This is a genomic window from Nonomuraea sp. NPDC049152, assembly GCF_040648355.1.
Lineage (GTDB): Bacteria > Actinomycetota > Actinomycetes > Streptosporangiales > Streptosporangiaceae > Nonomuraea.
Genome location: NZ_JBEZDO010000003.1, coordinates 390,752 through 412,461 on the forward strand (window position 1 = coordinate 390,752; position 21,710 = coordinate 412,461).

The 21,710-nt window shown below is 70.3% G+C and carries 23 protein-coding genes; 14 read left to right on the forward strand and 9 right to left on the reverse strand.

What is annotated here, in order from left to right; genetic code table 11:
• Positions 1-2: 2 nt before the first annotated feature.
• From AB0B45_RS08300 to AB0B45_RS08315, 4 genes are all read left to right on the forward strand, one after another.
• Positions 3-908, forward strand: a complete 906-nt coding sequence (locus AB0B45_RS08300; RefSeq protein ID WP_358127255.1) for a TauD/TfdA family dioxygenase — start codon at positions 3-5, stop codon at positions 906-908.
• A gap of 704 nt (positions 909-1,612) precedes the next feature.
• On the forward strand, positions 1,613-2,674 hold the full coding sequence (locus AB0B45_RS08305; RefSeq protein ID WP_358127258.1) for an acetyl-CoA acetyltransferase: 1,062 nt from the start codon (positions 1,613-1,615) through the stop codon (positions 2,672-2,674).
• A 359-nt stretch (positions 2,675-3,033) separates the two neighbouring features.
• Complete coding sequence (locus AB0B45_RS08310; protein ID WP_358127572.1) at positions 3,034-3,303, forward strand: sigma-70 region 4 domain-containing protein; 270 nt, start codon at positions 3,034-3,036, stop codon at positions 3,301-3,303.
• Positions 3,300-4,214, forward strand: a complete 915-nt coding sequence (locus tag AB0B45_RS08315) for a hypothetical protein (RefSeq protein ID WP_358127260.1) — start codon at positions 3,300-3,302, stop codon at positions 4,212-4,214. Before AB0B45_RS08310 ends, AB0B45_RS08315 begins: the two co-directional genes overlap by 4 nt.
• On the opposite strand, the gene AB0B45_RS08320 is transcribed toward AB0B45_RS08315, so the two are convergent.
• Entirely contained in the window at positions 4,181-4,333 is a 153-nt protein-coding gene (locus AB0B45_RS08320) for a hypothetical protein (RefSeq protein ID WP_358127263.1), read from the reverse strand. The two genes, AB0B45_RS08315 and AB0B45_RS08320, sit on opposite strands and share 34 nt — an antisense overlap.
• An 87-nt stretch (positions 4,334-4,420) precedes the next feature.
• Between AB0B45_RS08320 and AB0B45_RS08325 the strand changes: the two genes are divergently transcribed.
• Positions 4,421-5,290, forward strand: a complete 870-nt coding sequence (locus AB0B45_RS08325) for a MurR/RpiR family transcriptional regulator (RefSeq protein WP_358127265.1) — start codon at positions 4,421-4,423, stop codon at positions 5,288-5,290.
• Positions 5,287-6,027, forward strand: coding sequence for an SIS domain-containing protein (locus tag AB0B45_RS08330; RefSeq protein ID WP_358127268.1), 741 nt, complete (start codon positions 5,287-5,289; stop codon positions 6,025-6,027). The genes AB0B45_RS08325 and AB0B45_RS08330 overlap by 4 nt, the downstream gene beginning before the upstream one ends.
• A gap of 47 nt (positions 6,028-6,074) precedes the next feature.
• Here the strand turns inward: AB0B45_RS08330 and AB0B45_RS08335 are convergent, their stop codons facing one another.
• Positions 6,075-7,025, reverse strand: a complete 951-nt coding sequence (locus AB0B45_RS08335; RefSeq protein WP_358127270.1) for a BadF/BadG/BcrA/BcrD ATPase family protein — start codon at positions 7,023-7,025, stop codon at positions 6,075-6,077.
• Between the two features lie 165 nt (positions 7,026-7,190).
• On the opposite strand from AB0B45_RS08335, the gene AB0B45_RS08340 reads away from it, so the two are divergent.
• The 4 genes from AB0B45_RS08340 to AB0B45_RS08355 are packed head-to-tail and all read left to right on the forward strand — an operon-like array spanning position 7,191 to position 11,251.
• Positions 7,191-8,054 carry a MurR/RpiR family transcriptional regulator gene (locus AB0B45_RS08340; RefSeq protein WP_358127272.1) on the forward strand — a complete coding sequence of 288 codons (864 nt, stop codon included), beginning with the start codon at positions 7,191-7,193 and terminating at the stop codon, positions 8,052-8,054.
• Between the two features lie 2 nt (positions 8,055-8,056).
• Positions 8,057-9,469 carry an N-acetylglucosamine/diacetylchitobiose ABC transporter substrate-binding protein gene (gene ngcE / locus AB0B45_RS08345; RefSeq protein ID WP_358127274.1) on the forward strand — a complete coding sequence of 471 codons (1,413 nt, stop codon included), beginning with the start codon at positions 8,057-8,059 and terminating at the stop codon, positions 9,467-9,469.
• Between the two features lies 1 nt (position 9,470).
• Positions 9,471-10,367 carry a sugar ABC transporter permease gene (locus AB0B45_RS08350; RefSeq protein ID WP_358127277.1) on the forward strand — a complete coding sequence of 299 codons (897 nt, stop codon included), beginning with the start codon at positions 9,471-9,473 and terminating at the stop codon, positions 10,365-10,367.
• Entirely contained in the window at positions 10,367-11,251 is an 885-nt protein-coding gene (locus AB0B45_RS08355) for a carbohydrate ABC transporter permease (protein WP_358127280.1), read from the forward strand. The genes AB0B45_RS08350 and AB0B45_RS08355 overlap by 1 nt, the downstream gene beginning before the upstream one ends.
• A gap of 6 nt (positions 11,252-11,257) precedes the next feature.
• Here AB0B45_RS08355 and AB0B45_RS08360 read toward each other — a convergent pair whose 3' ends face one another.
• The 3 genes from AB0B45_RS08360 to AB0B45_RS08370 form a co-directional block, all read right to left on the reverse strand.
• Entirely contained in the window at positions 11,258-11,521 is a 264-nt protein-coding gene (locus AB0B45_RS08360) for a hypothetical protein (protein WP_358127283.1), read from the reverse strand.
• 52 nt (positions 11,522-11,573) lie between these two features.
• On the reverse strand, positions 11,574-11,954 hold the full coding sequence (locus AB0B45_RS08365) for a VOC family protein (RefSeq protein ID WP_358127285.1): 381 nt from the start codon (positions 11,952-11,954) through the stop codon (positions 11,574-11,576).
• A gap of 86 nt (positions 11,955-12,040) precedes the next feature.
• Positions 12,041-12,985 carry a LysR family transcriptional regulator gene (locus AB0B45_RS08370; protein WP_358127287.1) on the reverse strand — a complete coding sequence of 315 codons (945 nt, stop codon included), beginning with the start codon at positions 12,983-12,985 and terminating at the stop codon, positions 12,041-12,043.
• A gap of 215 nt (positions 12,986-13,200) precedes the next feature.
• Here AB0B45_RS08370 and AB0B45_RS08375 point away from each other — a divergent pair, with 215 nt between their 5' ends.
• Complete coding sequence (locus AB0B45_RS08375; protein ID WP_358127289.1) at positions 13,201-15,144, forward strand: ATP-binding domain-containing protein; 1,944 nt, start codon at positions 13,201-13,203, stop codon at positions 15,142-15,144.
• On the opposite strand, the gene metE is transcribed toward AB0B45_RS08375, so the two are convergent.
• A complete protein-coding gene (gene metE, locus AB0B45_RS08380; RefSeq protein WP_358127291.1) occupies positions 15,110-17,245 on the reverse strand; it encodes a 5-methyltetrahydropteroyltriglutamate--homocysteine S-methyltransferase in 2,136 nt (711 codons plus the stop codon). The two genes, AB0B45_RS08375 and metE, sit on opposite strands and share 35 nt — an antisense overlap.
• Before the next feature lie 45 nt (positions 17,246-17,290).
• On the opposite strand from metE, the gene AB0B45_RS08385 reads away from it, so the two are divergent.
• Positions 17,291-18,124, forward strand: a complete 834-nt coding sequence (locus AB0B45_RS08385) for a LysR family transcriptional regulator (protein WP_358127294.1) — start codon at positions 17,291-17,293, stop codon at positions 18,122-18,124.
• Here AB0B45_RS08385 and AB0B45_RS08390 read toward each other — a convergent pair.
• Positions 18,066-18,791 carry a DNA alkylation repair protein gene (locus AB0B45_RS08390; RefSeq protein WP_358127296.1) on the reverse strand — a complete coding sequence of 242 codons (726 nt, stop codon included), beginning with the start codon at positions 18,789-18,791 and terminating at the stop codon, positions 18,066-18,068. The genes AB0B45_RS08385 and AB0B45_RS08390 overlap by 59 nt on opposite strands.
• Positions 18,788-19,453 carry a TetR/AcrR family transcriptional regulator gene (locus AB0B45_RS08395; protein WP_358127298.1) on the reverse strand — a complete coding sequence of 222 codons (666 nt, stop codon included), beginning with the start codon at positions 19,451-19,453 and terminating at the stop codon, positions 18,788-18,790. The genes AB0B45_RS08390 and AB0B45_RS08395 overlap by 4 nt, the downstream gene beginning before the upstream one ends.
• A 98-nt stretch (positions 19,454-19,551) precedes the next feature.
• Between AB0B45_RS08395 and AB0B45_RS08400 the strand changes: the two genes are divergently transcribed.
• Positions 19,552-20,688 carry an acetyl-CoA C-acetyltransferase gene (locus AB0B45_RS08400; RefSeq protein WP_358127301.1) on the forward strand — a complete coding sequence of 379 codons (1,137 nt, stop codon included), beginning with the start codon at positions 19,552-19,554 and terminating at the stop codon, positions 20,686-20,688.
• Between the two features lie 10 nt (positions 20,689-20,698).
• Here AB0B45_RS08400 and AB0B45_RS08405 read toward each other — a convergent pair whose 3' ends face one another.
• Entirely contained in the window at positions 20,699-21,160 is a 462-nt protein-coding gene (locus AB0B45_RS08405) for a MarR family transcriptional regulator (RefSeq protein WP_358127304.1), read from the reverse strand.
• An 87-nt stretch (positions 21,161-21,247) separates the two neighbouring features.
• Between AB0B45_RS08405 and AB0B45_RS08410 the strand changes: the two genes are divergently transcribed.
• A complete protein-coding gene (locus AB0B45_RS08410) occupies positions 21,248-21,661 on the forward strand; it encodes a DoxX family protein (protein WP_358127307.1) in 414 nt (137 codons plus the stop codon).
• Positions 21,662-21,710 lie beyond the last annotated feature (49 nt).

Below are 21,710 nucleotides of genomic sequence, written 5' to 3' on the forward strand. Positions count from 1 at the left end.
CCATGGACAAGATCACTTCTGGCGCGACGACCATCGCTGTTCTGGGCTCTCTCGACCGCGACTCCGCTGATTCGCTGTTGCTTCAGCACGGCGCTGTCCTCTTTCGAGGGCTTGGCGTTGACTCGCCTGCTGCGTTCCACGAGTTCGTCAGGACCTTCGGGGAGCCGTTCACGAACTACCGCCATGGCAACTCGCCTCGCGTCGCCGTACAGAGCGGCGTGTGGACGTCCACCGAGTATCCGGCCGAGTACGAGATCTCTCTGCACAATGAGCTGTCCTATGCTCACCGGTGGCCTTCGCGGTTGTTCTTCTACTGTGATCAGGCTCCTGCTACCGGTGGCGCCACTCCTGTGTCCGATTCGCGTGCCGTGCTGACCGGGCTCTCGCCTGAGGTGCGTTCGCGGTTCACGTCTCTTGGGGTCGCCTACCTGCAGAACCTGCACGGCGGGTTCGGGCTCGGTAAGTCCTGGCAGGACACCTACGAGACCGAGGATCGGGGTGAGGTCGAGCGTGCCCTCGCCGAGACCGGCGCTGAGTTCCGGTGGACGGACGACGACGAGTTGCGCGTGCGGCAGGTTCGGCCGGCTGTTCGTCTGCACCCGGTGACGGGGGAGGAGGTTTGGTTCAACCAGGCTGAGCAGTGGCACGTGTCCAGCTTGCCCGCCGATGAGGCTGAGGCTTTGTTGGAGATGGCTTCTTCCGATGAGGAGCTTCCTCTTCAGGCGACCTTCGGGGATGGGAGTGCGTTGGGCGTGGATGACCTTCGTAGGGTGCGGGAGGTCGCCAAGCGCAACGAGTGCTCGTTTCCGTGGGAGCGGGGGGACGTCATGATGATCGACAACCTCCTGGTGATGCATGGGAGGCACGCTTACACCGGTAACCGGAGGATTCTCGTCTCGATGATCTGACCTCGATCGCGGGAGCGCGGCGCGTACGATGATCATCCGCGGCAGGCCGATGACGGTGGACGACGCTCCCGCCCGCCACATCGTCCCGGGATCGTTGGGTCGACTCCGGGCGGTGCCTGCTCGGTCATGCCCGCATGGTAGGCGATCGCGATCTTCTCGGCGAGAGATAACCTAACAAGCGCTTGCCTAACTCGGTGCGCCGCACTACCGTAACGGGCGGACGGTCGGCTTGCCCGCACCGCCACCCACCGACACTTCGGCCACCCCCCACCTACCCCTCAAGACCACAACCCACCCACGCCTCAGGGCAACAACCCGCCCTACCCCTCTCGACCGCGACCCCGCCTCCGCCTCGGGCGGCAACCCGCTCCTACCCCTCTCGATCGTGACTCCGCCTACCGCCTCTGGACCGCGATCACGCCTACCGCCTATGGGCCACAACCGGCTCCTACCCCACTTGACCGTGACTCCGCCCACCCTTCTCGATCGCGACCGTGCCTACCGCTTCTGGATCGCGACCTCGTGAATGCCTCTGGACCGCCGCCCGCCGCCCGGATCGCGCCCCGCCGGCGGGCGGCATCCCGCGCCCCAACCGCGGGACCTGAAGGACGGAAGAGTGCCGCGGCATCGCCCAGGGCCAGGGACGGAACGGCAGCAGAGGTCTAAGGGCGACAGCGCCACTCGCCTCAAGGATCGGGAGGAGCATGCGCGGCACCATCGCAGGGGTCGGGATGACACCCCTCACGCGGGCCTCCGGCAAGACGGAGCTGGAACTGGCGGTCGAGGCGGCCCAGCTCGCCTGCGCCGACGCGGGCCTGGACCCCCGCGAGATCGACGCCGTCCTGAGCTACCACCTCAACGACTCCGCACCGGTCGTCCAGGTAGCCCGAGCACTCCGGATCGACAGGCTCGGCTGGCACAACGACATCTCCGGTGGCGGCACCCAGGCCGCGTCCATCCTCGGCGACGCGGCGATGCTCATCGAGGCGGGCCTGGCGCGCAACGTCCTGATCTACCGCGCCCTCAACGGCCGCTCGGGCAAGCGCATGAACACCGTCTCGACGGGCCCGCAGGAGCGCTTCACGATCCCGTACGGCATGGCGGGCCCCATCCCGATGTTCGCGATGGCCGCCACCCGCTACCTGTACGACACCGGCCTCAGGGAGGAGCACCTGCACGCGGTTGTCGCCCAGTCCCGAGAGAACGCCGGGTCCAACGAGCGGGCCCTGCGACGGGACCCGCTTCCCCTCCGTGAATACCTGGAGAAGCCTTTTGTATGCAGTCCGCTGCGTACTGTCGACTGTTGTCAGGAGACCGACGGCGCCTGCGCGTTGGTGGTCAGCGCCTCGCTGCCCGGGCCCAGGATCCAGGCCGTGGTACGTGGCGGCGGTCCGGGCTGCTCGACGATGGACCGCTCGCCGGACGTCACGGCCGTCTTCTCGGCGCATGTAGCCCCCATGCTGTGGACGGTATCCCGTATGCAGCCGACCGACGTGCGAGTCGCGCTGCTGTACGACGCGTACTCGTGGCTGGTTCCGCGCCAGCTCGAAGACTTCGGCCTGGTGTCACGGGCCGACCTCGGCAGCTACCTGTTGGCGAGAGGGCACGCGGGGGTCAACCCGCACGGGGGGCTGCTGTCGGAGGGGTACGTTCACGGGCTCAACAACGTGGCCCAGGCGGTACGGGAGGTTCGGACAGGGGCCGAGGTCGCACTGGTGACGGGGTTCGGCGGCTCGTACGGCAGCGCCGCCCTCCTCACCGCCTGACCCGCTCCCGCCCTGCCGCCGGTCAGCCGCTGCACCACGCCCCGAGACCGCCGATGATGCCGGCGGGCGATGGCGACGAGGCCGTTTGTGCCGGGGGCCGATGGCGGCCGGACGGTTCGTGGCGGGGAGGGGCGGCTCGTCGTCCTCGGGCGGGGGCGGGGCGGGCTCGGCAGGTGCTCCGTATGGGTTTGAAATGCTGGAGCGCCTTCCGACATGGACTGGGTGTCCGACATTCCCGACCAAGGAGGCCGACCATGGGGACCGCCCGTGGCTGACCACAGGAGGGCCAGGTTCGAGGCCGTCTACGCCGGAACCTACGAACAGATCACCACGCCCGCACGATCGAGCTCGACGCCGACCTGGCCGACCTCTACGCCACCACCCCCGACACCACGCTCGAGTTCGGCGCCATCGCCAGAGCCTTCCAAAGCCTGCGGGGCGACGACCGTGAGCTCCTCGGCCTGGTCGCGTGGGAGGGGCTGGAGCGCGGCGAGATAGCGGCCGTGCTCGGCTGTTCGCGCAATGCCGTGAGGATCAGGCTTCATCGGGCACGCAAGCGTTTCGCCCGCTCACTGCAGGCGGCGGGCATCTCGGTCAACCATGTCGTTCTCGCGGGGAGGGAAGTGTGAAGAGCATCGAGGAGCAGGTCGGCGGTCTGGCCAGGGTCCGTGACGAGGATCTGGCCGAGCGGGGGTCCGGCGCGGGGGCGCGGACGCTGCTGGAGTCGATCGTCGCGGCCGAGCAGGCACACGAGCCCGCCGTACGGCGGCGCTGGGGGGCGCGCCCGGTGCGCCGGCTGGCGGTGGCCGCGGTGGCGGTGGCGGCGCTGGCCGCCGCCGCGGTGATCGGCCCGGGGCTGATCGAGGGCGGCAGGGGGGTGCCCACCTCCTACGCCAACTCCGCCATCGAGATCGAGCAGCGGGGCGACGATTGGGTGGCCAGGGTCAAGGATCCGTACGCCAACCCCGGTCTGTACGGGGAGGCCTTCAAGGCGGTCGGTCTGGATGTCAGCCTCAACCTGGTGCCCGCCTCGCCGAGCGGGGTCGGGAAGGTCGTGAGGACGGACTTCAGCGGGAACACCAGCCCAGACAAGAGCCTCGGCGACGGTTTCGAGCCGGAGGGCTGCGACATGGGCTCGCCGGGGTGCGCGCTTGCGGTCACCGTGTCGGTGGGCTTCACGGGCACGGGGGTGATCTCTCTCGGCCGTCCGGCCAAGCCGGGCGAGCAGTACGAGAACGCGGCGAGGGCCACCACCAAGGGAGAGTTGCTGCACGGTGTCAAGGTGGACGAGCACACCGTCGGCGAGGTGCGGGCGGCGGCCGCCGAGCGCGGGGTCAAGACGAAGATCTGGGTGATCGAGCCCACGGAGCCCAGCGGTTACAGCTACAGCCCCAAGGGGCAGCCCGAGCATGTCGGCGACGACTGGATCGTGTGGGACGCCGAGGTGTTGGGCGCCGACACGGTCAAGCTGCTGGTGACGGAGAAGCGGCTGGCCAAGAACCCGATCTACGACGGCCCGAAGCCGCCCGACATCGAGTAGCCGACGAAGCGGGAGTGGAGCGGCGCGGCCTTCGCGGTCCCGAGCAGGTCCAGCGCGGCCGGCCACGCCGCCGCTCCCGCTCCGTCCGCCGCCACCGTGACGGGGGCTCGAGGTTTCACCCGCGTCCACGCCGAACACCATCGCCATGTCAAAAATTATTGTCCACAGCCTTGACGAGGCGAGATCCTGAGCATAATTTTCATCGCGTGGAACTGTTGAGCCGCATCAGAGCCGAACAGGCCGATCAGCCGGAGGCGTTGCGCAAGGTCGCCGAGGTGATCCTCGCCAACCCTACGGAGGCCGCCCGATCGACGATCGTCGACCTGGCCGAGCGCAGCGGCACCTCGACGGCCACGATCACCAGGTTCTGCCGCGCGCTCGGCTTCGGCGGCTACGCCGAGCTGCGCGTGGCCATCGCCACCGAGAGCGGAAGGACGGCCCGGCAGCGCTGGGAGACCGACATCGGGCAGGAGATCCTTCCCGCCGACGGCCTGGACAGGGTGCTCGGCGTGGTCTCGGGCAACGACATCAGGCTCATCCAGGAGACCGCCGCCCAGCTCGACCTGGCCATGGTCGAGAAGGTCGCCGAGGCGATCGCCCACGCGGGCAGGGTGCTGCTGTTCGGCGTCTCGAGCAGCGCGGCCGTCTCCAGCGAGATGGAGCACCGCCTGCAGCGGATCCGCATCCCCACCTGGAGCAGGTCCGACGCGCACTCCGCGCTCAGCGACGCCGCGCTGCTCGGCCACGGCGACGTGGCGGTGGGCATCTCCCACAGCGGCAGGACCCGCGAGGTCATCGAGGTGCTGGCCGAAGCGGGCAGCCACGGGGCGATCACCGTCGCGGTCACCTCCCACCCGAGCTCGCCGCTGGCCGAGGTGGCCGAGCTGGTGCTCGCCACGGCCAGCCGCGAGACCACCTTCCGCGCCCACGGCTTCGCCGCCATCCACTCCCAGCTGCTCGTCCTCGACGTCGTCTACGTCTCGGTCGCGCAGCGCACCTACGAGCGCACCCGCGAGGCGTTCGACCTGACCGTCAGGGCCGTCGAAGGCCACCGCCTACCCGGAGGAGAATCGTGAACCCGGCCGAGTACGCCAGGCACATCGCCGAGCTCGTCGCCGTCATCCCGCAGGATCCCGAGATCGGCAAGGCCGCCGCCCTCGTCACCAGGACGCTGGACAGGGACGGGGTGATCCAGGCGTTCGGCTCCGGCCACTCCGAGGCCACCGCGATGGAGATCGCGGGCCGGGCGGGAGGCCTCGTGCCCACCAACAGGCTCGCGCTCAGGGACATCGTCCTGTACGGCGGCGCCGACCCCGCCGAGCTCGAACGCTACGACCTGGAACGCGACCCCGGCCTCGCCCAGCGCATCCTGGACCTCGCGCCCGTCAGGGACGAGGACCTGTTCGTGATCATCTCCAACTCGGGCGTCAACGGCGTCGTCGTCGAGCTGGCCACCCTGGTCAAGGAGCGCGGTCACGACCTGATCGCCATCACCTCCCTCGCCCACAGCTCCAGCGTGCCGTCCAGGCACCCGTCAGGACGCAAGCTGCTCGAACTCGCCGACGTGGTCCTCGACAACAGGGCGCCGCGCGGCGACGCCGTCCTCCCCATGCCCGGCGGCGGCGCGGTCGGCGCCGTCTCCTCGATCACCTCGGCGCTGCTGGTCCAGCTCGTCGTCGCGGAGGCGGTCCGCGACCTGGTGGAGGCAGGGCGAACGCCGCCGGTGTACCTGTCGGCGAACGTTCCCGAGGGCGACGCGCACAACCTGGCACTCGAGGCCCGTTACGAAGGCCGCATCAGAAGAGGCGGCTGACGGCAAGGAGATCCACCGTCCTGGTCGTGGGCGCGGTGAAGGGCTGATCAGCCGGTGAAGGCGGCGTGCAGCCTCCCGGCCTCCTCGCCCGGCAGGAGTGCCAGGGCCGCCAGCCATGCCGCCGCTCCGGCTCCGTCGCGCGCGGTGCTGACCTCCGCGTCCCACCGCCGCTCCAGCAGCGTCGTCACGGCCTGCCGTACCGGGCCCTCGTTGGTCAGGACGGAGCCGGCCAGCACGATGGGCCCGCCGTCGTAGACCCTGGCCACGGTCTCGGCCAGGTGGGCGGCGGCGCGCCCGGCGATCTCGACGGCCATCGGATCACCCGCGGTCGCCGCCTGGCTGACCAGGGCCGACAGGGGGCCCAGCGCGGTGCGGTCGGCCTGGGCGAGCCTGACGATGCGCTCGGCCTCCCTGCGCGGCGTGGGGCCGCGGTCCTCGCCGAGGAAGCGGGCCACGACCAGCTCGGACAGCAGCCCTCCGCCCTCGCCGCGGTCGAGGGCGTGGACGACGGCCTTGGCGGCCTGCCTGCCGATCCAGAAGCCGGAGCCCGCGTCGCCCAGCAGCCAGCCGAGCCCGTCGGACAGCAGGTCGATCTCGTGCTCGGTGACGCGGGAGGCCACTGCTCCGGTGCCGGACAGCAGCAGCGTGCCCGACGGCGCGGCCGTGCCCGCCGCGTAGGCGATCGGCACGTCGTTCGTGAGGCGGGGGCCCGAGGCGATGCCGTGGTCGGCCCACAGCTTGTCGAGGGCGACGTCGAAGTCGACGGCGTTGCCGGCCACGCCCGCCACCGAGCGCGACACCCGCGAGGGGTCGACTCCTTCGAGGGCCCGGCCGAGCGCCGCCCCGATCGCGGCCGCCGCGGCCTCGACGCCGTGGGAACTGGGGTTGCCGCCGCCCGCCTCGCCATAGCCGAGCCTGGCGCCGTCGAGGGTGTGCACGGCCACCCGGGAGGAGGTCGCGCCGGCGTCGACACCGACCACCACGTCACCGCGCTTCACGGGGTCACCCACCTACTCGCTCTCGCCCGCCTTTGGAGGAGGCCACCGTACCGGCCAAGACTTCACCAAAGAAGCCGTTATGCACGTGTCACATCCTGGGTCTTGACTGGACCCGATTGCAAGAATAATTTTCGCCGCAAGGTCCGATATTCGGAAGGAATATTCGTGCCATCTGGTGCCCTCGGCCGCGTCGAAACCGAACTACCCGGTCTGCCGGAAGCTCTGCGAAGGGTGGGCGAGGTGATTCTGGGCGATCCCGCGGAGGCCGCCCGCTCCACGATCATCGCGCTGGCCGAGCGGGCGGGAAGCTCGCCCGCCACCGTGACGAGGTTCTGCCGGGCCTTCGGCTTCTCCGGCTACGCCGAGCTCCGCGTCGCGCTGGCGACGGAGACGGGAAGGGCCGCGCAGGCCGGATGGGGGGCGGGAGTCGGCCAGGACATCGGTCCCGACGACCCGCTCGACGCCGCCATCGAGGTCATGGCCGCGGCCGACGCCCGCCTGATCCAGGACACGGCCGCCCAGCTCGACCTGACCGCCGTCAGCCGGGTCGCCGACGCGATCGTCTCGGCCCGCAGGGTGCTGCTGGTGGGCGTGTCCACCAGCGGCGCGGTGGCCACGATGTTCGAGGGACGGCTGCGCCGCATCGGCGTGCCGTGCTGGAGCTCGGGCGACGCGCACGTCTCCCTGTCGGACGCGGCGCTGCTCGGGCAGGGCGACGTCGCGATCGGCATCTCGCACAGGGGCCGCACCCGCGAGGTCATGGAGGCGCTGGCCGAGGCCCGCACCCACGGCGCGATCTGCGTCGCCGTCACCTCCTTCGCCCGCTCGCCGCTGGCCGAGCTGGCCGACCTGGTGCTCACCACGGCCAGCAGGGAGACCACGTTCCGTCTCGGCGGCCTGGCCGCCGTGCACTCGCAGTTGTTCGTGCTGGACGCCGTCTACGTGGCGGTCGCCCAGCAGACCTACGAACGCACCAATCAGGCCTTCGAACTGACGATCAAGGCCGTGGAGAGTCATCGACTGGAGTAGCCATGCCCAACACCCCCCAGATCACCCGACGTCAGCTTCTCCGCAGTGCCGTCCTCGTTCCCGCGGCGGGCGCGCTCGCCGCCTGTGCCACGCCCGCCGCGCCTCCCGCCACCTCGGCCCCCGCCGCGGCCGTCCCGACCAGCGCCGCCAACCCCTTCGGGGTCGCGACCGACAAGCCGCTGGAGATCTGGATCTTCGACGGCGGCTTCGGCAACGCGTACGCCAAGGACATCCACGAGCCGCTCTTCGCCTCGAAGTACCCGAAGGTGGAGATCAAGCACAACACCACCAAAGAGATCACCAAGGTCCTCCAGCCGCGTTTCGCCGGCGGCAACCCGCCCGACGTCATCGACAACTCGGGCGCGAACGCCATGGACTTCGGCGCGCTCGCCCAGGACGGCCAGCTCCTCGACCTGACGCCCTTGCTCGACGCGCCCACGTGGGACGACCCCTCGGTCAAGGTGAGGGACTCCCTCGACAAGGCCGTGATCGACATCGGCACCTATGACGGCAAGTTCAGCGTGCTCGGCTATGTGAACTACATCTTCGGCATCTGGTACTCCAAGAAGGCCTTCGACGAGAACGGCTGGCAGGCGCCGAAGACGTGGGAGGAGTTCATCGCGCTCTGCGAGACCATCAAGAAGTCCGGCAAGATGGCTCCCTTCACCTATGCGGGCAAGTTCCCCCAGTACCTGTACGAGTCCCTGCTGACCATGGCCGCCAAGATCGGCGGGAACGAGGTGCTGGTCAACATCGACAACCTCGAAGACGGCGCGTGGACCACCGACGCCATGAAGCAGTCGGCCACCCGCTGGGCCGAGGTCGGCGCCAAGTACCTGATGCAGGGCACCGCGGGCCTCGACCACGTGCAGACGCAGACCGCGCAGAACAAGTACGAGGTCGCCATGCTGCCCTCGGGCTCCTGGCTGGAGAACGAGCAGAAGGACACCACCCCCGCCGACTTCGCCTACCAGATGTTCGTCATCCCCGACGTCACGAGCTCCGACAAGATGCCGTACGGCACGCTCCACGCCCAGCCGGGCGAGAACTTCATCGTGCCCTCGAAGGGCGCCAACCCGCAGGCGGGCCTGGAGTACCTGAGGGCCATGCTGTCGAAGAAGGCGTCCGGCGACTTCAGCGAGCTGGTCAGGACCGTCTCGGTGGTCAAGGGCGCGGGCGACGGCAGGGCGCTGTCGCCGGGCGCCAAGAGCGCGTCCGACGCCGTGGCAGCCGCGGGCGCGAACACCGTCTACTGGCGCTGGGAGCGCTGGTACGCCCAGCTCAAGGACGAGGCGATCGCCGCCACGGGACAGCTGATGAGCGGCGGGCTGACCGCCGACAAGTACCTGGAGCGCATCCAGAAGAAGGCCGACGAGATCAAGAAGGATTCCGCGATCAAGAAGTTCACGCGCTGACATGCTGCGACGTCGCCTCTTCATCGCCTCCTTCCTCGCGGCGCCCGTCACGCTCTACCTGATCTACGTGATCGCGCCGTACCTGCAGGCGTTCTACATCGCGATGACCGACTGGCGCGGCGTCTCCGCCGCGCCGCGGTTCGTCGGGTTCGACAACTTCCGGCGGCTGTTCGACGACGGGATCTTCTGGAAGGCGGTGTGGCACAACGGATTGCTGCTGGTGCTGCTGCCGCTGATCACCATCGTCGCCGCGCTGTTCTTCGCGTTCCTGCTGAACGTGGGCGGCAAGGGCGTCGCGGGGGTGGCGGGGTCGAAGTTCTACCGCGTGGTGTTCTTCTTCCCCCAGGTCCTGGCCGTGGCCGTGGTCGCGGTGCTGTTCCAGCAGGTCTTCAGGCCCGACGGCAGCGGCATGCTCAACGGCCCGCTCATGTCGATCGGGCTGTCGCCCGTCGGGTTCCTGTCCGACCCGTCGATCGCGTTCTGGTCCGTGCTGGGCGTGATGGTCTGGCAGGCCGTCGGCTTCTACGTCGTGCTCTTCTCCGCCGGGCTCGCCTCGATCCCCGGCGACATGTTCGAGGCCGCCCAGATCGACGGGGCTGGGCGCTTCTCGCTGTTCTTTCGCATCACGCTGCCGCTGCTCTGGGACACCGTCCAGGTCGCGTGGGTCTACCTCGGCATCCTCGCCCTCGACGTCTTCGCCATCGTGTGGGTGATGACCGACCAGCACGGCGGTCCCGACTTCTCCACCACCGTGATGGCCGCCGAGATCTACCGCAACGCCTTCCAGTACTTCCGCTTCGGCTACGCCTCCGCCCTCGGCGTCGTCATGTTCTTCTTCACCATCGGCTTCGCGATCCTGGCCCTGCGCCTCTCGCGTCGGGAACGAATCGAGTACTGATGTATCTATCGCGCAAGCGGCTCCAGGTGGAACGGCGCAGGCGACTCGGGCCGCTGTCGGCGCTCACGCACGTGGCGCTGCTCGTCTGGACGCTCCTCGTGGTCGTCCCGATCCTGTGGACCTTCCTGGCGTCGGTCAAGAGCGAGGACGAGATCTTCGGCGACGCGTGGTCGCTGCCCGCCTCGATCCGGTGGGACAACTTCGCCAGGGCGTGGGAGCAGGCCCACATCGGCCAGTACATGCTCAACAGCGTCATCGTGGTGTCCTTCAGCACCCTCGGCACGATGCTGCTGGGTTCCATGGCGGCCTACGTGCTGGCGCGCTACCCCTTCCGCGGCAACCGCGCCTTCTACCTGCTGTTCGTCTCCGGGCTGGCCTTTCCCGTCTACCTGGCGCTGACCCCGCTGTTCTTCGTGGTGCAGAACATGGGACGGTCCATCCCCTTCATCGGCCTGAACACCCACGCGGGCCTGGTGCTGGTGTACATCGCCTACTCGATGCCCTTCACGGTGTTCTTCCTCGCCGCCTTCTTCCGCACCCTGCCGACCGCGGTGGCGGAGGCGGCAATGGTCGACGGCGCCTCGCACACGCGCGTCTTCTTCCAGATCATGCTGCCGATGGCCAGGCCGGGCATCGTGAGCGTCACGATCTTCAACGTGCTCGGCCAGTGGAACCAGTACCAGCTCCCGCTGGTCCTGCTGCAGGAGCGCGACAAGTGGGTGCTCACCCAGGGCATCGCCGACATCTCCACCGCGGCGGGCTACGACCAGGACTGGTCAGCGCTGTTCGCCGCGCTGACCCTCGCCATCCTGCCGATGCTCGTCGTCTACACCGTCTTCCAGCGGCAGATCCAGACCGGCCTGACCGCCGGCGCGCTCAAATAGCCGCGCTCAGTCCGGCGGTTCGGGCGTCTGGCCCCCGCTCGGCTCCGACGGGGACCCTTTCCACAACGCCTCCCTGCGCGCGGCCTCCTCAGGGTCTCCGTCGTCGGCCTGATCGCGACGTCCAGGGCGGATGGGCGCCGCCTCCGCCTCCGCGACCACCTGGGCGTCGCGCTGGTCCACCTCGTCCGGCGACTCGTCGTCGTTCAGGGCCCTGTCGACGTGCTCGGCCGCTTCTTCCCCCGTGTACCTGGCATCAGGTGTCTCGCTCATGACCGTGCAGCTACCCAGGAGTCCGGCGAATCACCTTCGCCGCGGAGCGGGTTCAGTAGGGGAGCTGCTGGAGCGTCCAGGTGTTGCCGTCGGGATCGCTGAACCAGGCGTAGGAGATGGTCGGCTTGCCCGGCACGCCCATGTCCTCGACCTCGCCGATCTCCATACCCCTTTTCATCAGCGCGGCCCTGGCCTCGTGGATGTCGGAGACCACCAGGTGCAGGCCGCGAACCGAGCCGGGCGCGGTGTCGACGATGCCGACCCCGATCGCGATGGAGCAGGCCGAGCCGGGCGGGGTGAGCTGCACGACGCGGAACTCCTCTCCTGGCGAGAAGTCGACGTCGCAGGTGAACCCGGCCTTCTCGACGTAGAACTTCTTGGCGCGGTCGACGTCGGAGACGGGGACGGGGATCAGTTCGAGCTTGAATTCCATGGTCGGACGCTCTCCTGGTGGCCGGATGCTCCCTGATCGGGAGCCGGTCTCCAGTGTGGTCCTCTCCGCCGGTCCGCGGCCAGCTTTCACGGACCGAGCAGCGCCTCGTCCGCGGCGGGCAGCCAGGAGCCGGGAGGGCGGTCCATCCAGCCCTCGTGCTCGGCGATCGCCTGGAAGAGCGCGGTCAGGCCCGGGTGCCGCAGCCCTGGCCGGTGCACCAGGCTGACGAGCGACAGCGGCACGGGGTCCACCAGCGGCCGCACGACGGTGCCCTGCGTTTCGCCCCAGCCCACGCTCGACAGCACGGGCTCGCCGTGCCGCCGCACGTAGACGAGCAACTCGTCGAGCCCGATCGGGCACGCGTGCGGGTCGGCGAGCGTGAGGCCGAACTCCTCGGCCAGCAGCCTTCCGAGATCGGTCCACTCGGTGGTGTTGGGGTTGCCGCCCATGATGTCGAGGGGGTAGCCGGCCAGGACGCCGAGCGGCACCTCGTCCAGCCGCGCCAGCGGGTGCCCCTCGGGCAGGATCACCGCCATCGGGTGCAGCATGACGGGTACCTGCGCCAGGCGCGCCCGCGTCTCGGCGGCCAGCCCCGCGAAGCGGCCGAACGACACGTCGGCGGCGCCCGCCATGATCGCCGCGGCCCCCGCCGAGAGCCCGCCGTGGAAACGGGCCACGATCTCCGCCTCGGGCGCCAGCTCGCGCGCCCTGATCAGGTAGCTGGGCAGCGCCGCGCCGGGGCTGTTGAGGTCGACGAGCAGCGGCCCCGCCGCGCCGCGCATCTCGGCGACCAGGTCGTCGTGGACGGCGAGTAGCCGCCTGGCCGCGGGCATCAGCCTGACCCCCGCCTCGCTCAGCTCGACCTGCCGGGTGGATCGCGTGAACAGCACGACGCCCAGCTGCTCCTCCAGGCGGCGGATGTCGCGGCTGAGCGCCTGCTGGGCCAGGTAAAGCCGGGCGGCCGCGCGCCCGAAGTGGAGCTCCTCGGCCACGGCGACGAACACCCGCAGGAGCCGGGGGTTGATGTCCACCTCCCAAGATTAACAACAAAAGGGCGTTAATCCGGAAAGTTAAGGTGTTGGACGCGATGTCCGGTTCGGCGAGAGCCTTGCGGCATGTTCCTCCGCTTCTTCCGTGCCTTCAGGCTGACCCACGCGCAGGCCTTCACCCTCCTCTCCCTCCCTCAGGGAAGCGGTCACTTCATCATGTAACCAAGTTAAAAAATTAACCGAGTTACACTATCTGCATGACCGAACTCGAGAGCGAGCGCGCCTACGTCGCCGCGTGCAGGAAAGGGCTCCAGCGGATGCTCGAGGGAGCCCGCGACAACGTCATCGTGGGAGAGACGGTCGCGGGGGACCGCTACAGCGCCGAACGCCTCGGCCGCCACCTCAAGAGCCTGGCCAAGGAGCTGAGCGAGGCCCCCGACGGACCGCCGTTCTTCGGCCGCCTCGACGTCGAAGGGGGCCACCGCTACTACATCGGCCGCCGGCACATCTCAGGCGAGACCGGACACCCTCCCGTCGTGATCGACTGGCGGGCGCCGGTCTCGACCGCCTTCTACCGCGCGCACGCGGGCGACAGGCGCGGGGTCCTCATGCGCCGCAGGTACGGCTGGGCCCACCTGACCCTCACCGGCTTCGAGGACGAGCGCCTCGACGAGGGCACGCGGGTCGCCGGCAGGATCCTCGCCGCCGAGATCGAGCGGCCCAGGGTCGGCCCCATGCGCGACATCGTCGCCACCATCCAGCCCGAGCAGGACGAGCTGGTCAGAGCCGAGCTGGAGGAGTCGATCTGCGTGCAGGGCGCGCCCGGCACCGGCAAGACGGCCGTCGGCCTGCACAGGGCCGCCTACCTGCTCTACGCCCACAGGCAGCGGCTCGACCGGCACGGCGTGCTCATCCTCGGCCCCAACAGGGCCTTCCTCGGCTACATCGGCGCCGTGCTGCCCGCGCTCGGCGAGGTCGACGTCGAGCAGACGACCGTGGACGACCTGCTCCGGCGGGTCCAGGTGAAGGGAACCGACTCCGCCGAGGCCGCGGTCGTCAAGCACGACGAACGCATGGCCGCCGTGCTCAGGAGGGCGCTGTACGGGCGGATCGCCAAGCCCGCCGAGCCCGTGGCCGTGCGCGACGGAGCCTTCGTGTGGCGGGTCCAGCAGGAGGACCTGCGGCGGATCGTCGACGACGCGCGGCGGGCGGCGCTGCCGTACCGGATCGGGAGGGAGCGGGTGCTGTCGCAGACGGTCGCGTTGATCAGACGCCAGGCCGAGCTGCGCGGCCGTTCCGCGACCTCGGCCTGGATGCGCGCGATGACCAGGGGAGCGACGCCCGCGGTCGACGCCGTGTGGCCGAACGTGAAGGCGGAGGACGTGCTGGCCGAGCTGCTCGCCGACCCGAGCGGGCCCGCCGAGGGCATCCTCACCCCCGAGGAGCAGCGGGCGATCACCCGTGCGCGGAAGAAGTGGACGGCGGCGGACACCGTGCTGATCGACGAGCTGGAGGGGCTGCTCGACCACCCGAAGGGCTACGGGCACGTGATCGTGGACGAGGCGCAGGACCTGTCGCCGATGCAGTGCCGCGCCATCGCCCGCAGGAGCGCGTACGGCTCGCTGACCGTGCTCGGCGACCTGGCCCAGGGCACCACGCCGTGGGCGGCGGCCGACTGGGCCGACCAGCTGAAGAGCCTGGGCAAGCCGGACGCCGCGGTGATCGCGCTGACGACCGGGTTCAGGGTGCCCGCCGCGGTCGTCGAGCTGGCCAACGGGCTGCTCGACGACCTGGGTGCCAACGTGCCGCGCACCCGCTCGTTCAGGTCGGAAGGGCGGCTGCTGCTGCGGGCGAGCGGCGAGGCGGCGGCGGCCGTGACCGAGGCCATGGCGTACGAGGGCTCGATCGGCGTGATCGCGGCCGACCACGAGCTGCCCGCGCTGGTGGCGCGGCTGCGGGCGGCAGGGGTGGACCTCGCGCCGGTGGACGAACCGGGCGCGAGGGTGACGGCGGTGCCGGCGAGCATGGCCAAGGGGCTGGAGTACGACCACGTGGTGGTCGTCGGCCCCGAGGCCATCGTCGCCGCCGAGCCGCGCGGCATGAACCGCCTCTACGTGGCGCTCACCAGGGCGGTCTCGCGACTCGACGTGGTGGGGCCGCTGCCCGTCACGCGGACTGGCGGACCGAGCGGGCCGCGCTGACCAGGTTGGCCAGCGAGGCCTCGACCTGCTCGTAGGTGCGGGTCTTCAGGCCGCAGTCGGGGTTGACCCACAGCCGCTCGGCGGGCAGCACGTCGAGCGCGGCCCGCAGCAGCGACTCCACCTCGGCCTCGGCGGGCACGCGAGGGGAGTGGATGTCGTACACGCCGGGCCCGAGCCCGCGGGAGTAGCCGCCGACGCCCTTCAGGATGCGCGCCCCCGACCTGGCCGACTCGATCGTGGTCACGTCGGCGTCGAGGCCGTCGATGGCGGCCAGGATCTGGTCGGCGTCGGAGTAGCACAGGTGCGTGTGGATCTGGGTGCGGTCGGCGGCCACGGAGGTTGCCCTGCGGTAGGCGGCCACCGCCCACTCCAGGTAGTCCTCCTGGGCGCCGGCCCGCAGCGGGAGCAGCTCGCGCAGCGCCGGCTCGTCCACCTGGACGATCGAGATGCCCGCCGCCTCCAGGTCACGCACCTCCTCGGCGATGGCGTCGGCGACCTGGAACGTCACCTCGCGCAGCGGCAGGTCGTCGCGCACGAACGACCATGCCACGATCGTGACGGGCCCGGTCAGCATGCCCTTGACCGGCTTGGCGGTCAGCGACTGGGCGTACGTCGCCCACCGCACGGTGATGGGGGAGGGACGGCTGACGTCGCCGTGCAGCAGCGGCGGCCTGGTGCAGCGCGAGCCGTACGACTGGACCCAGCCGTGCCTGGTCACCGCGAACCCGTCGAGGTGCTCGGCGAAGTACTGCACCATGTCGTTGCGCTCGGGTTCGCCGTGGACGAGCACGTCGAGGCCGAGCCGTTCCTGCACCCTGATCGCGCGCTCGATCTCCTTCTCCACCAGCGCCTCGTAGTCGGCCACCGGCAGCGACCTGTCGGCGCGGGCCGCCCGCAGCTCGCCGGTCTGCGGGAAGGAGCCGATCGTGGTGACCGGCAGGAGCGGAAGGTCGAGATGCTCGGCCTGGGCCCTGGCGCGCACGGGATAGGGGCTGCGGCGGGCGGGCGCGGCGCTCTCCTGGCGGGCCCGCGTCACCGTCTCCTCCTGGTCGGGCGCGGCACCCTCGGCGAACAGGCGGGCGAGCGCGACCACCTCGGCCACCTTCTCCTCCGCGAACGCCAGCCGCTCGCGCAGGCCGGGCTCCAGCGCGTCCTCCACCGCCACCGTGTACGGCACGTGCTGCAGCGAGCACGAGGTGCTCACCACCACCGCGTCCGCCTCTACGGCGCGCAGCGCCGCCAGAGCCCTCGCCTGCGAGGTGCGCCAGACATCCCGTCCCGACACCACGCCCGCCACCACCGTCTTGCCCGGCAGCGCGGGCACCGAGCCGCGCACCAGGTCCACCCCGATCGCCTCGACCGGCGTGGCCGCCAGCACGGGCAGCGCCTCGCCGAGGTCGCCGAAGTAGCTCGCCACCAGCAGCCCAGGCCTGGCCACCGGCGAACCGAGGCGGTCATAGGCGGTCCGCACCGCCGTCAGCTCGGCCGGCGTCCGGTCGCCGACCAGCGCGGGCTCGTCGAACTGCGCCCACGCGACCCCCTCGGCGGCCAGCGCCGACAGCAGCTCCTCGTAGCAGCCGAGCACGTCGTCGAGCCGGTCGAGCGCGCCCGACAGCAGCAGGAACGTCACGGGGCCGATCACCACGGGCCGCGTCTCGAACCCGAGCGCCCTGGCCTGACGCACCTCGTCGAGCGGTTTGGCGGCGTCCAGCTTGAAGACGGTGCCGGGGCCGATCTCCGGCACGATGTAGTGGTAGTTGGTGTCGAACCACTTGGTCATCCGCAGCGGCGCCAGGCCCTGGGTGCCGCGCGCCATCGCGAAGTAGGGATCCTCGGCGTCCCTGTAGCGCTCAGGCACCGCGCCCAGCATCACCGCCGTGTCGAGCACCTGGTCGTAGAGCGAGAAGGTGTTGGACGGCAACCCTTCGAGCCCGAGCCCGGCCAGGCTTCGCCACGTCAGCTCGCGCAGCTCGGCGCCCGTCCGCTCCAGCTCCGCGCGGGTCGCGCGCCCGTCCCAGTACGACTCGAGGGCTCGCTTCAGCTCGCGGTTCGGGCCGATCCGCGGATATCCAAGCACGGTGGACGAAGGAAAAGAAGTCATGGGCCCACCGAACACGTGCGCCCGCTTCCGGTGCATCATCTATTGATGCTGCTTATGCTCAGGGAGATCCAGTGCTTCGAGCGCGTCGCCGCGCTGCTCAGCTTCTCCCGGGCGGGCGCCGAGCTCGGCATGTCGCAGCCCGCCGTCAGCCAGGCCGTCACCCGCCTGGAGAAGGCCCTGGGTCTCCGCCTCTTCGACAGATCCGCCCGCGCGGTGCGGCTGACTCCCGAGGGCAAGGCCCTGCTCGACCACGCCCATCAGGTGCTCGACAGCGTGACGGCCTTCGGTCTCGAGGCGGCGCGGCTGGCCAGACCGGTCATTCATCTGGCTTATCCACCGCTGGCGGGACCGCTCGTCGCCCGCGTCGCCAGAAGGCTCGCGGGGCGGGGGATCGCCGTCGAGCTCGTCACGGCGGGCCGCGGCGCCGCGGCGAGGGCACTGGACGCGGGGGAGGCGTCGGCGGCGATCGTCGCCGTGCCCGCCCCGCCCAGGTTCGTCACGGGGGCCAGGTTCCACGTCACCGTGGACAGGCTCGCCGTACCGGTGGACCACGCGTGGCGGTCCAGGGTCACGGCCGCCGAGCTCGGCGGCCGTGACGTGCTGATCCCCGGGGGCCGGTGGGCCGGCCTGCCGGGCAGGCACCGGCAGGTGGCCGACGACGACTTCGCCGCGGCGCTCGACCTGGTCGCCGCGGGCGCGGGACTGCTGCCGATTCCTCAGCTCGTCGCCAGGACCGTGCGCCGCGACGACATCAGGTTCGTCCCGCTGGAGGCCGCCGACCTGCGCCTCACCTACACGCTGGCGTGGGCGGGCGAGGCGGTCACGCCGGAGTTGATGGCGCTCGTCCAGGCGGTGCAGCAGGCGCTGTGGACACGTTGACGTTCTTCAGCGCCTCGCGCCGGCTCAGGCCGCTGATGCCCTTGGCCTCGACGTAGCGGACGACCTCGCGCGGATTGGTCTTGGCGTACTCGCGCAGCGCCCAGCCGATCGCCTTGCGGGCGAAGAAGTCGATGTCGGACAGGCTCGGCTCGATGCACGCGTAGAGCAGCGCGGTGTCGGTGCGCTCCTTGAACCTGTTCTGGGCCAGGATCGCGGTGCGCCGCTTCCACAGGTTCTCCGCGTGCGCCCACTCCAGCATGAGCGGCCGCATCGCGTCGGGGTAGGCGGCCAGCAGCCCGCCCACCCGATGTGTGGCGATCTCGTCGACCAGGTCCCACCACGCGCCCGAGACGACCATCTCCTCGTACATCGGGACGGTGTAGAGCGTCTGGAACTCCCTGTAGAAGCGGAAACCCGACAGCTCGATCGCGGCGTAGCGCTCCTCGCGGAACTCGGCCTCCCGCCACAGCTCCAGGACCGAGCGCCGCCATTCGGGGGCGGCCTCGATGCGATGCTCGGTGAACACCCTCTTCAGCGCCGCCCGCCGCGGCCCCGACTGCACGCCGAGGAAGGGCATCTCCGACTTCATGTACGCCTGCATCGCCGGCGCCTTGCCGGGCTCGGCGATCTCCCGCAGTGCCAGCCGCACTGCCTTCCCGAGGCTCATGCCTGAGACTGGGTGGTCCGCTCGCCGGTGGCCAGGCCGTCGAAGAGCACGGTGATGTAGTGCTCGGCCAGGCCCGTGGTGTTGAGCCTGCCGCCGGGGCGGAACCAGCGCACCGCCACCCAGATCGTGTCGCGGATCATGCGGTAGGTCAGCTTCGGGTCGACGTCGGCGCGGAACTGCCCGGCCGCCTGGCCCGCCTTGATCTGCCGTACCCACATCTGCTCCACGTCGTCCTCGGCCTTGACGAGGTAGTTGAAGCGGGGGAACTGGCGCAGATAGTTCCAGTCGTTCTGCATCACGGTGATCGCGGCGCGGTGCGGCTCCAGTGTGCCGAACCCGATGCGCACCATCTCCGACAGCACGGCGCGCGGTTCGCCACCGCTCTCCAGGGCGGCCCGGTAGCGGGCGATCAGGTCGTCGAGGAAGGTGGACAGCACCTCGTCGACGATCGTCTCCTTGGAATCGAAGTGGTGGTAGAGACTTCCTGAGAGGATGCCGGCCTCGTTGGCGATCTCGCGAACGGTCGTCGCCTGGAAGCCCTTGCGTGCGAAGATCTCGGCGGCGAGCTTCACGAGGTGGTCACGGCGCTCCGAGGCCGATCCCGACGTGGCGGCGCGCTTGGTCTTCGGCGGCGCGGCGGTCGGGTTCTTTCGTGTTGTCACGCCTCCATTATGGGCCTTTGCGCAATCGCTTGTTCACCGAACACCCGCAGCTCATCGGCGGTTCCGCTACGAACCAAGCGCTTGCTAGGATTCGGTTCATGAGTGAGGCCTACATCGTCGGCGCGGTCAGGACCCCCGTGGGTCGCAGGAACGGCGGCCTGGCCGGGGCGCACCCCGCCGACCTGGGCGCCCACGTCATCGGCGCGGTGATCTCCGGCGTCGATCCCGCCGCAGTCGACGACGTGATCTTCGGCTGTGTCGACACGGTCGGCCCCCAGTCCGGTGACATCGCCCGCACCTGCTGGCTGGCGGCCGGGCTGCCGGAGGAGGTGCCGGGCGTGACCGTCGACAGGCAGTGCGGCTCATCCCAGCAGGCGCTCCACTTCGCGGCGCAGGCGGTGCTCTCGGGCACGGCCGACCTGGTGGTGGCGGGCGGCGTGCAGAACATGAGCATGGTCCCGATCTCGTCGGCCATGACCTTCCCCGGCTTCGACACGCCGTTCTCCGGCTCCAAGGGCTGGGCGGCGCGGTACGGCTCGCAGGAGGTCTCGCAGTTCGCCGGAGCCGAGCGGATCGCCGCCTCGTGGGGCATCTCCCGCCAGGAGATGGAGGCCTTCGCCCTCGCCTCGCACGAACGGGCCCTGCACGCCATCGACACGGGAAGGTTCGCCCGGCAGATCGCCCCCTACGAGGGGGGCGAGGTGGATGAGGGGCCGCGCAGGGACACGTCGCTGGAGAAGATGGCGGGGCTGCGCCCGCTGCTGCCCGACGGGTCGCTGACGGCCGCGCTCTCCTCGCAGATCTCCGACGGGGCCGCCGCGCTGCTCGTCGCCTCCGAGCGGGCCGTACGCGATCACGGGCTCACGCCGCGCGCCCGCGTCCACCATCTGTCGGTGCGCGGCGCGAGCCCCATCGTGATGCTCGACGCGCCCATCCCCGCCACCGAGCACGCGCTGGCCAGGGCGGGGATGTCCATCACCGACCTCGCCGCCGTCGAGATCAACGAGGCGTTCGCCTCCGTGGTGCTGGCCTGGCTCAAGGCGACAGGAGCCGACCCCGCGATCGTCAACCCCAACGGCGGGGCCATCGCCCTCGGCCATCCGCTGGGCGCGACGGGCGCGGTGCTGGCGGTGAAGCTGCTGCACGAACTGGAGCGGGTCGGCGGACGCTACGGCCTGCAGACGATGTGCGAGGGCGGCGGCCAGGCGAACGTGACCATCCTCGAACGCCTCTGAGGGGCCGTCGCTAGACGGAGGGGCGCATGGCCCGCTGCGCCCTGCTCATGGCCGCGGTGATCGTCTCCAGCTCCTCTGGGGTGAGCAGGTCGATCAGGTACCTGCGCACCACCTCGACGTGCCCTGGCGCGATCTGCTCGAGCTGTCGCGAGCCCTCGTCGGTGAGCACCGCGAGCACGCCTCTCTCGTCTCCGGGGCAGTCCGTGCGCTTCACCAGGCCGCGTTTCTCCAGCTGGGCGATCTGGTAGGTCAGCCCGCTCTTCGACACCACCACGCCGCGTGCCAGCTCCGTCATCCGCATCCGCCGCTCGGGCGCCGCCGACAGCAGCGCCAGGATCTCGTACTGAGGATGGGTCAGGCCCGCCGCGCTCTTGAGCTGTTCCTCGATGCGCCTTTCCAGCAGGTGTGAGGCGATCAGGAACGCTTGCCACGCGGCCATCTCCCTTGCCCCCAGCCACCGTGTTTCGCTCACGTTCGCCATCCTATGAGTTGTTCAGAATTGAACGACCATCTAGAGTGGGGAGTTGTTCAAATCCGAACAACAATGACGGAGAACCTCATGGCTCGATCGATCACGCTGCTGCTCGCCAGGCTGGCCATTGGCGCGACCTTCCTCATCCACGGTTGGGTGAAGTTCACCACCATGGGCATCTCGGGGGTCACCGCCTTGTTCGAGCAGATCGGTGTTCCGCTGCCCGGTCTGGCCGCCCCCGCCGTGGCCGTGCTGGAGGTCGTCGGCGGCATCGCGCTGATCGTCGGCGCCGCCCTGCCGGTGTTCGGCGTCCTGCTGGCGCTGGACATGGTGGGGGCGATCTTCTTCGTGCACCTGCCCAACGGCTTCCTGGCCGACAAGGGCGGCATCGAGCTCCCGCTGGTCCTCGGGGCGGCCTGTCTCGCGCTGGCATTCACCGGCGGCGGCGCGCTGGCGGCCGACGGCCTGTGGCAGCGTCGCAAGGAGGCCGTCGCCGCCTGACCGGCCACTGGCAGGTCGTGAGCCCCGCAGCGTTCCCGGCGTCGCCTTC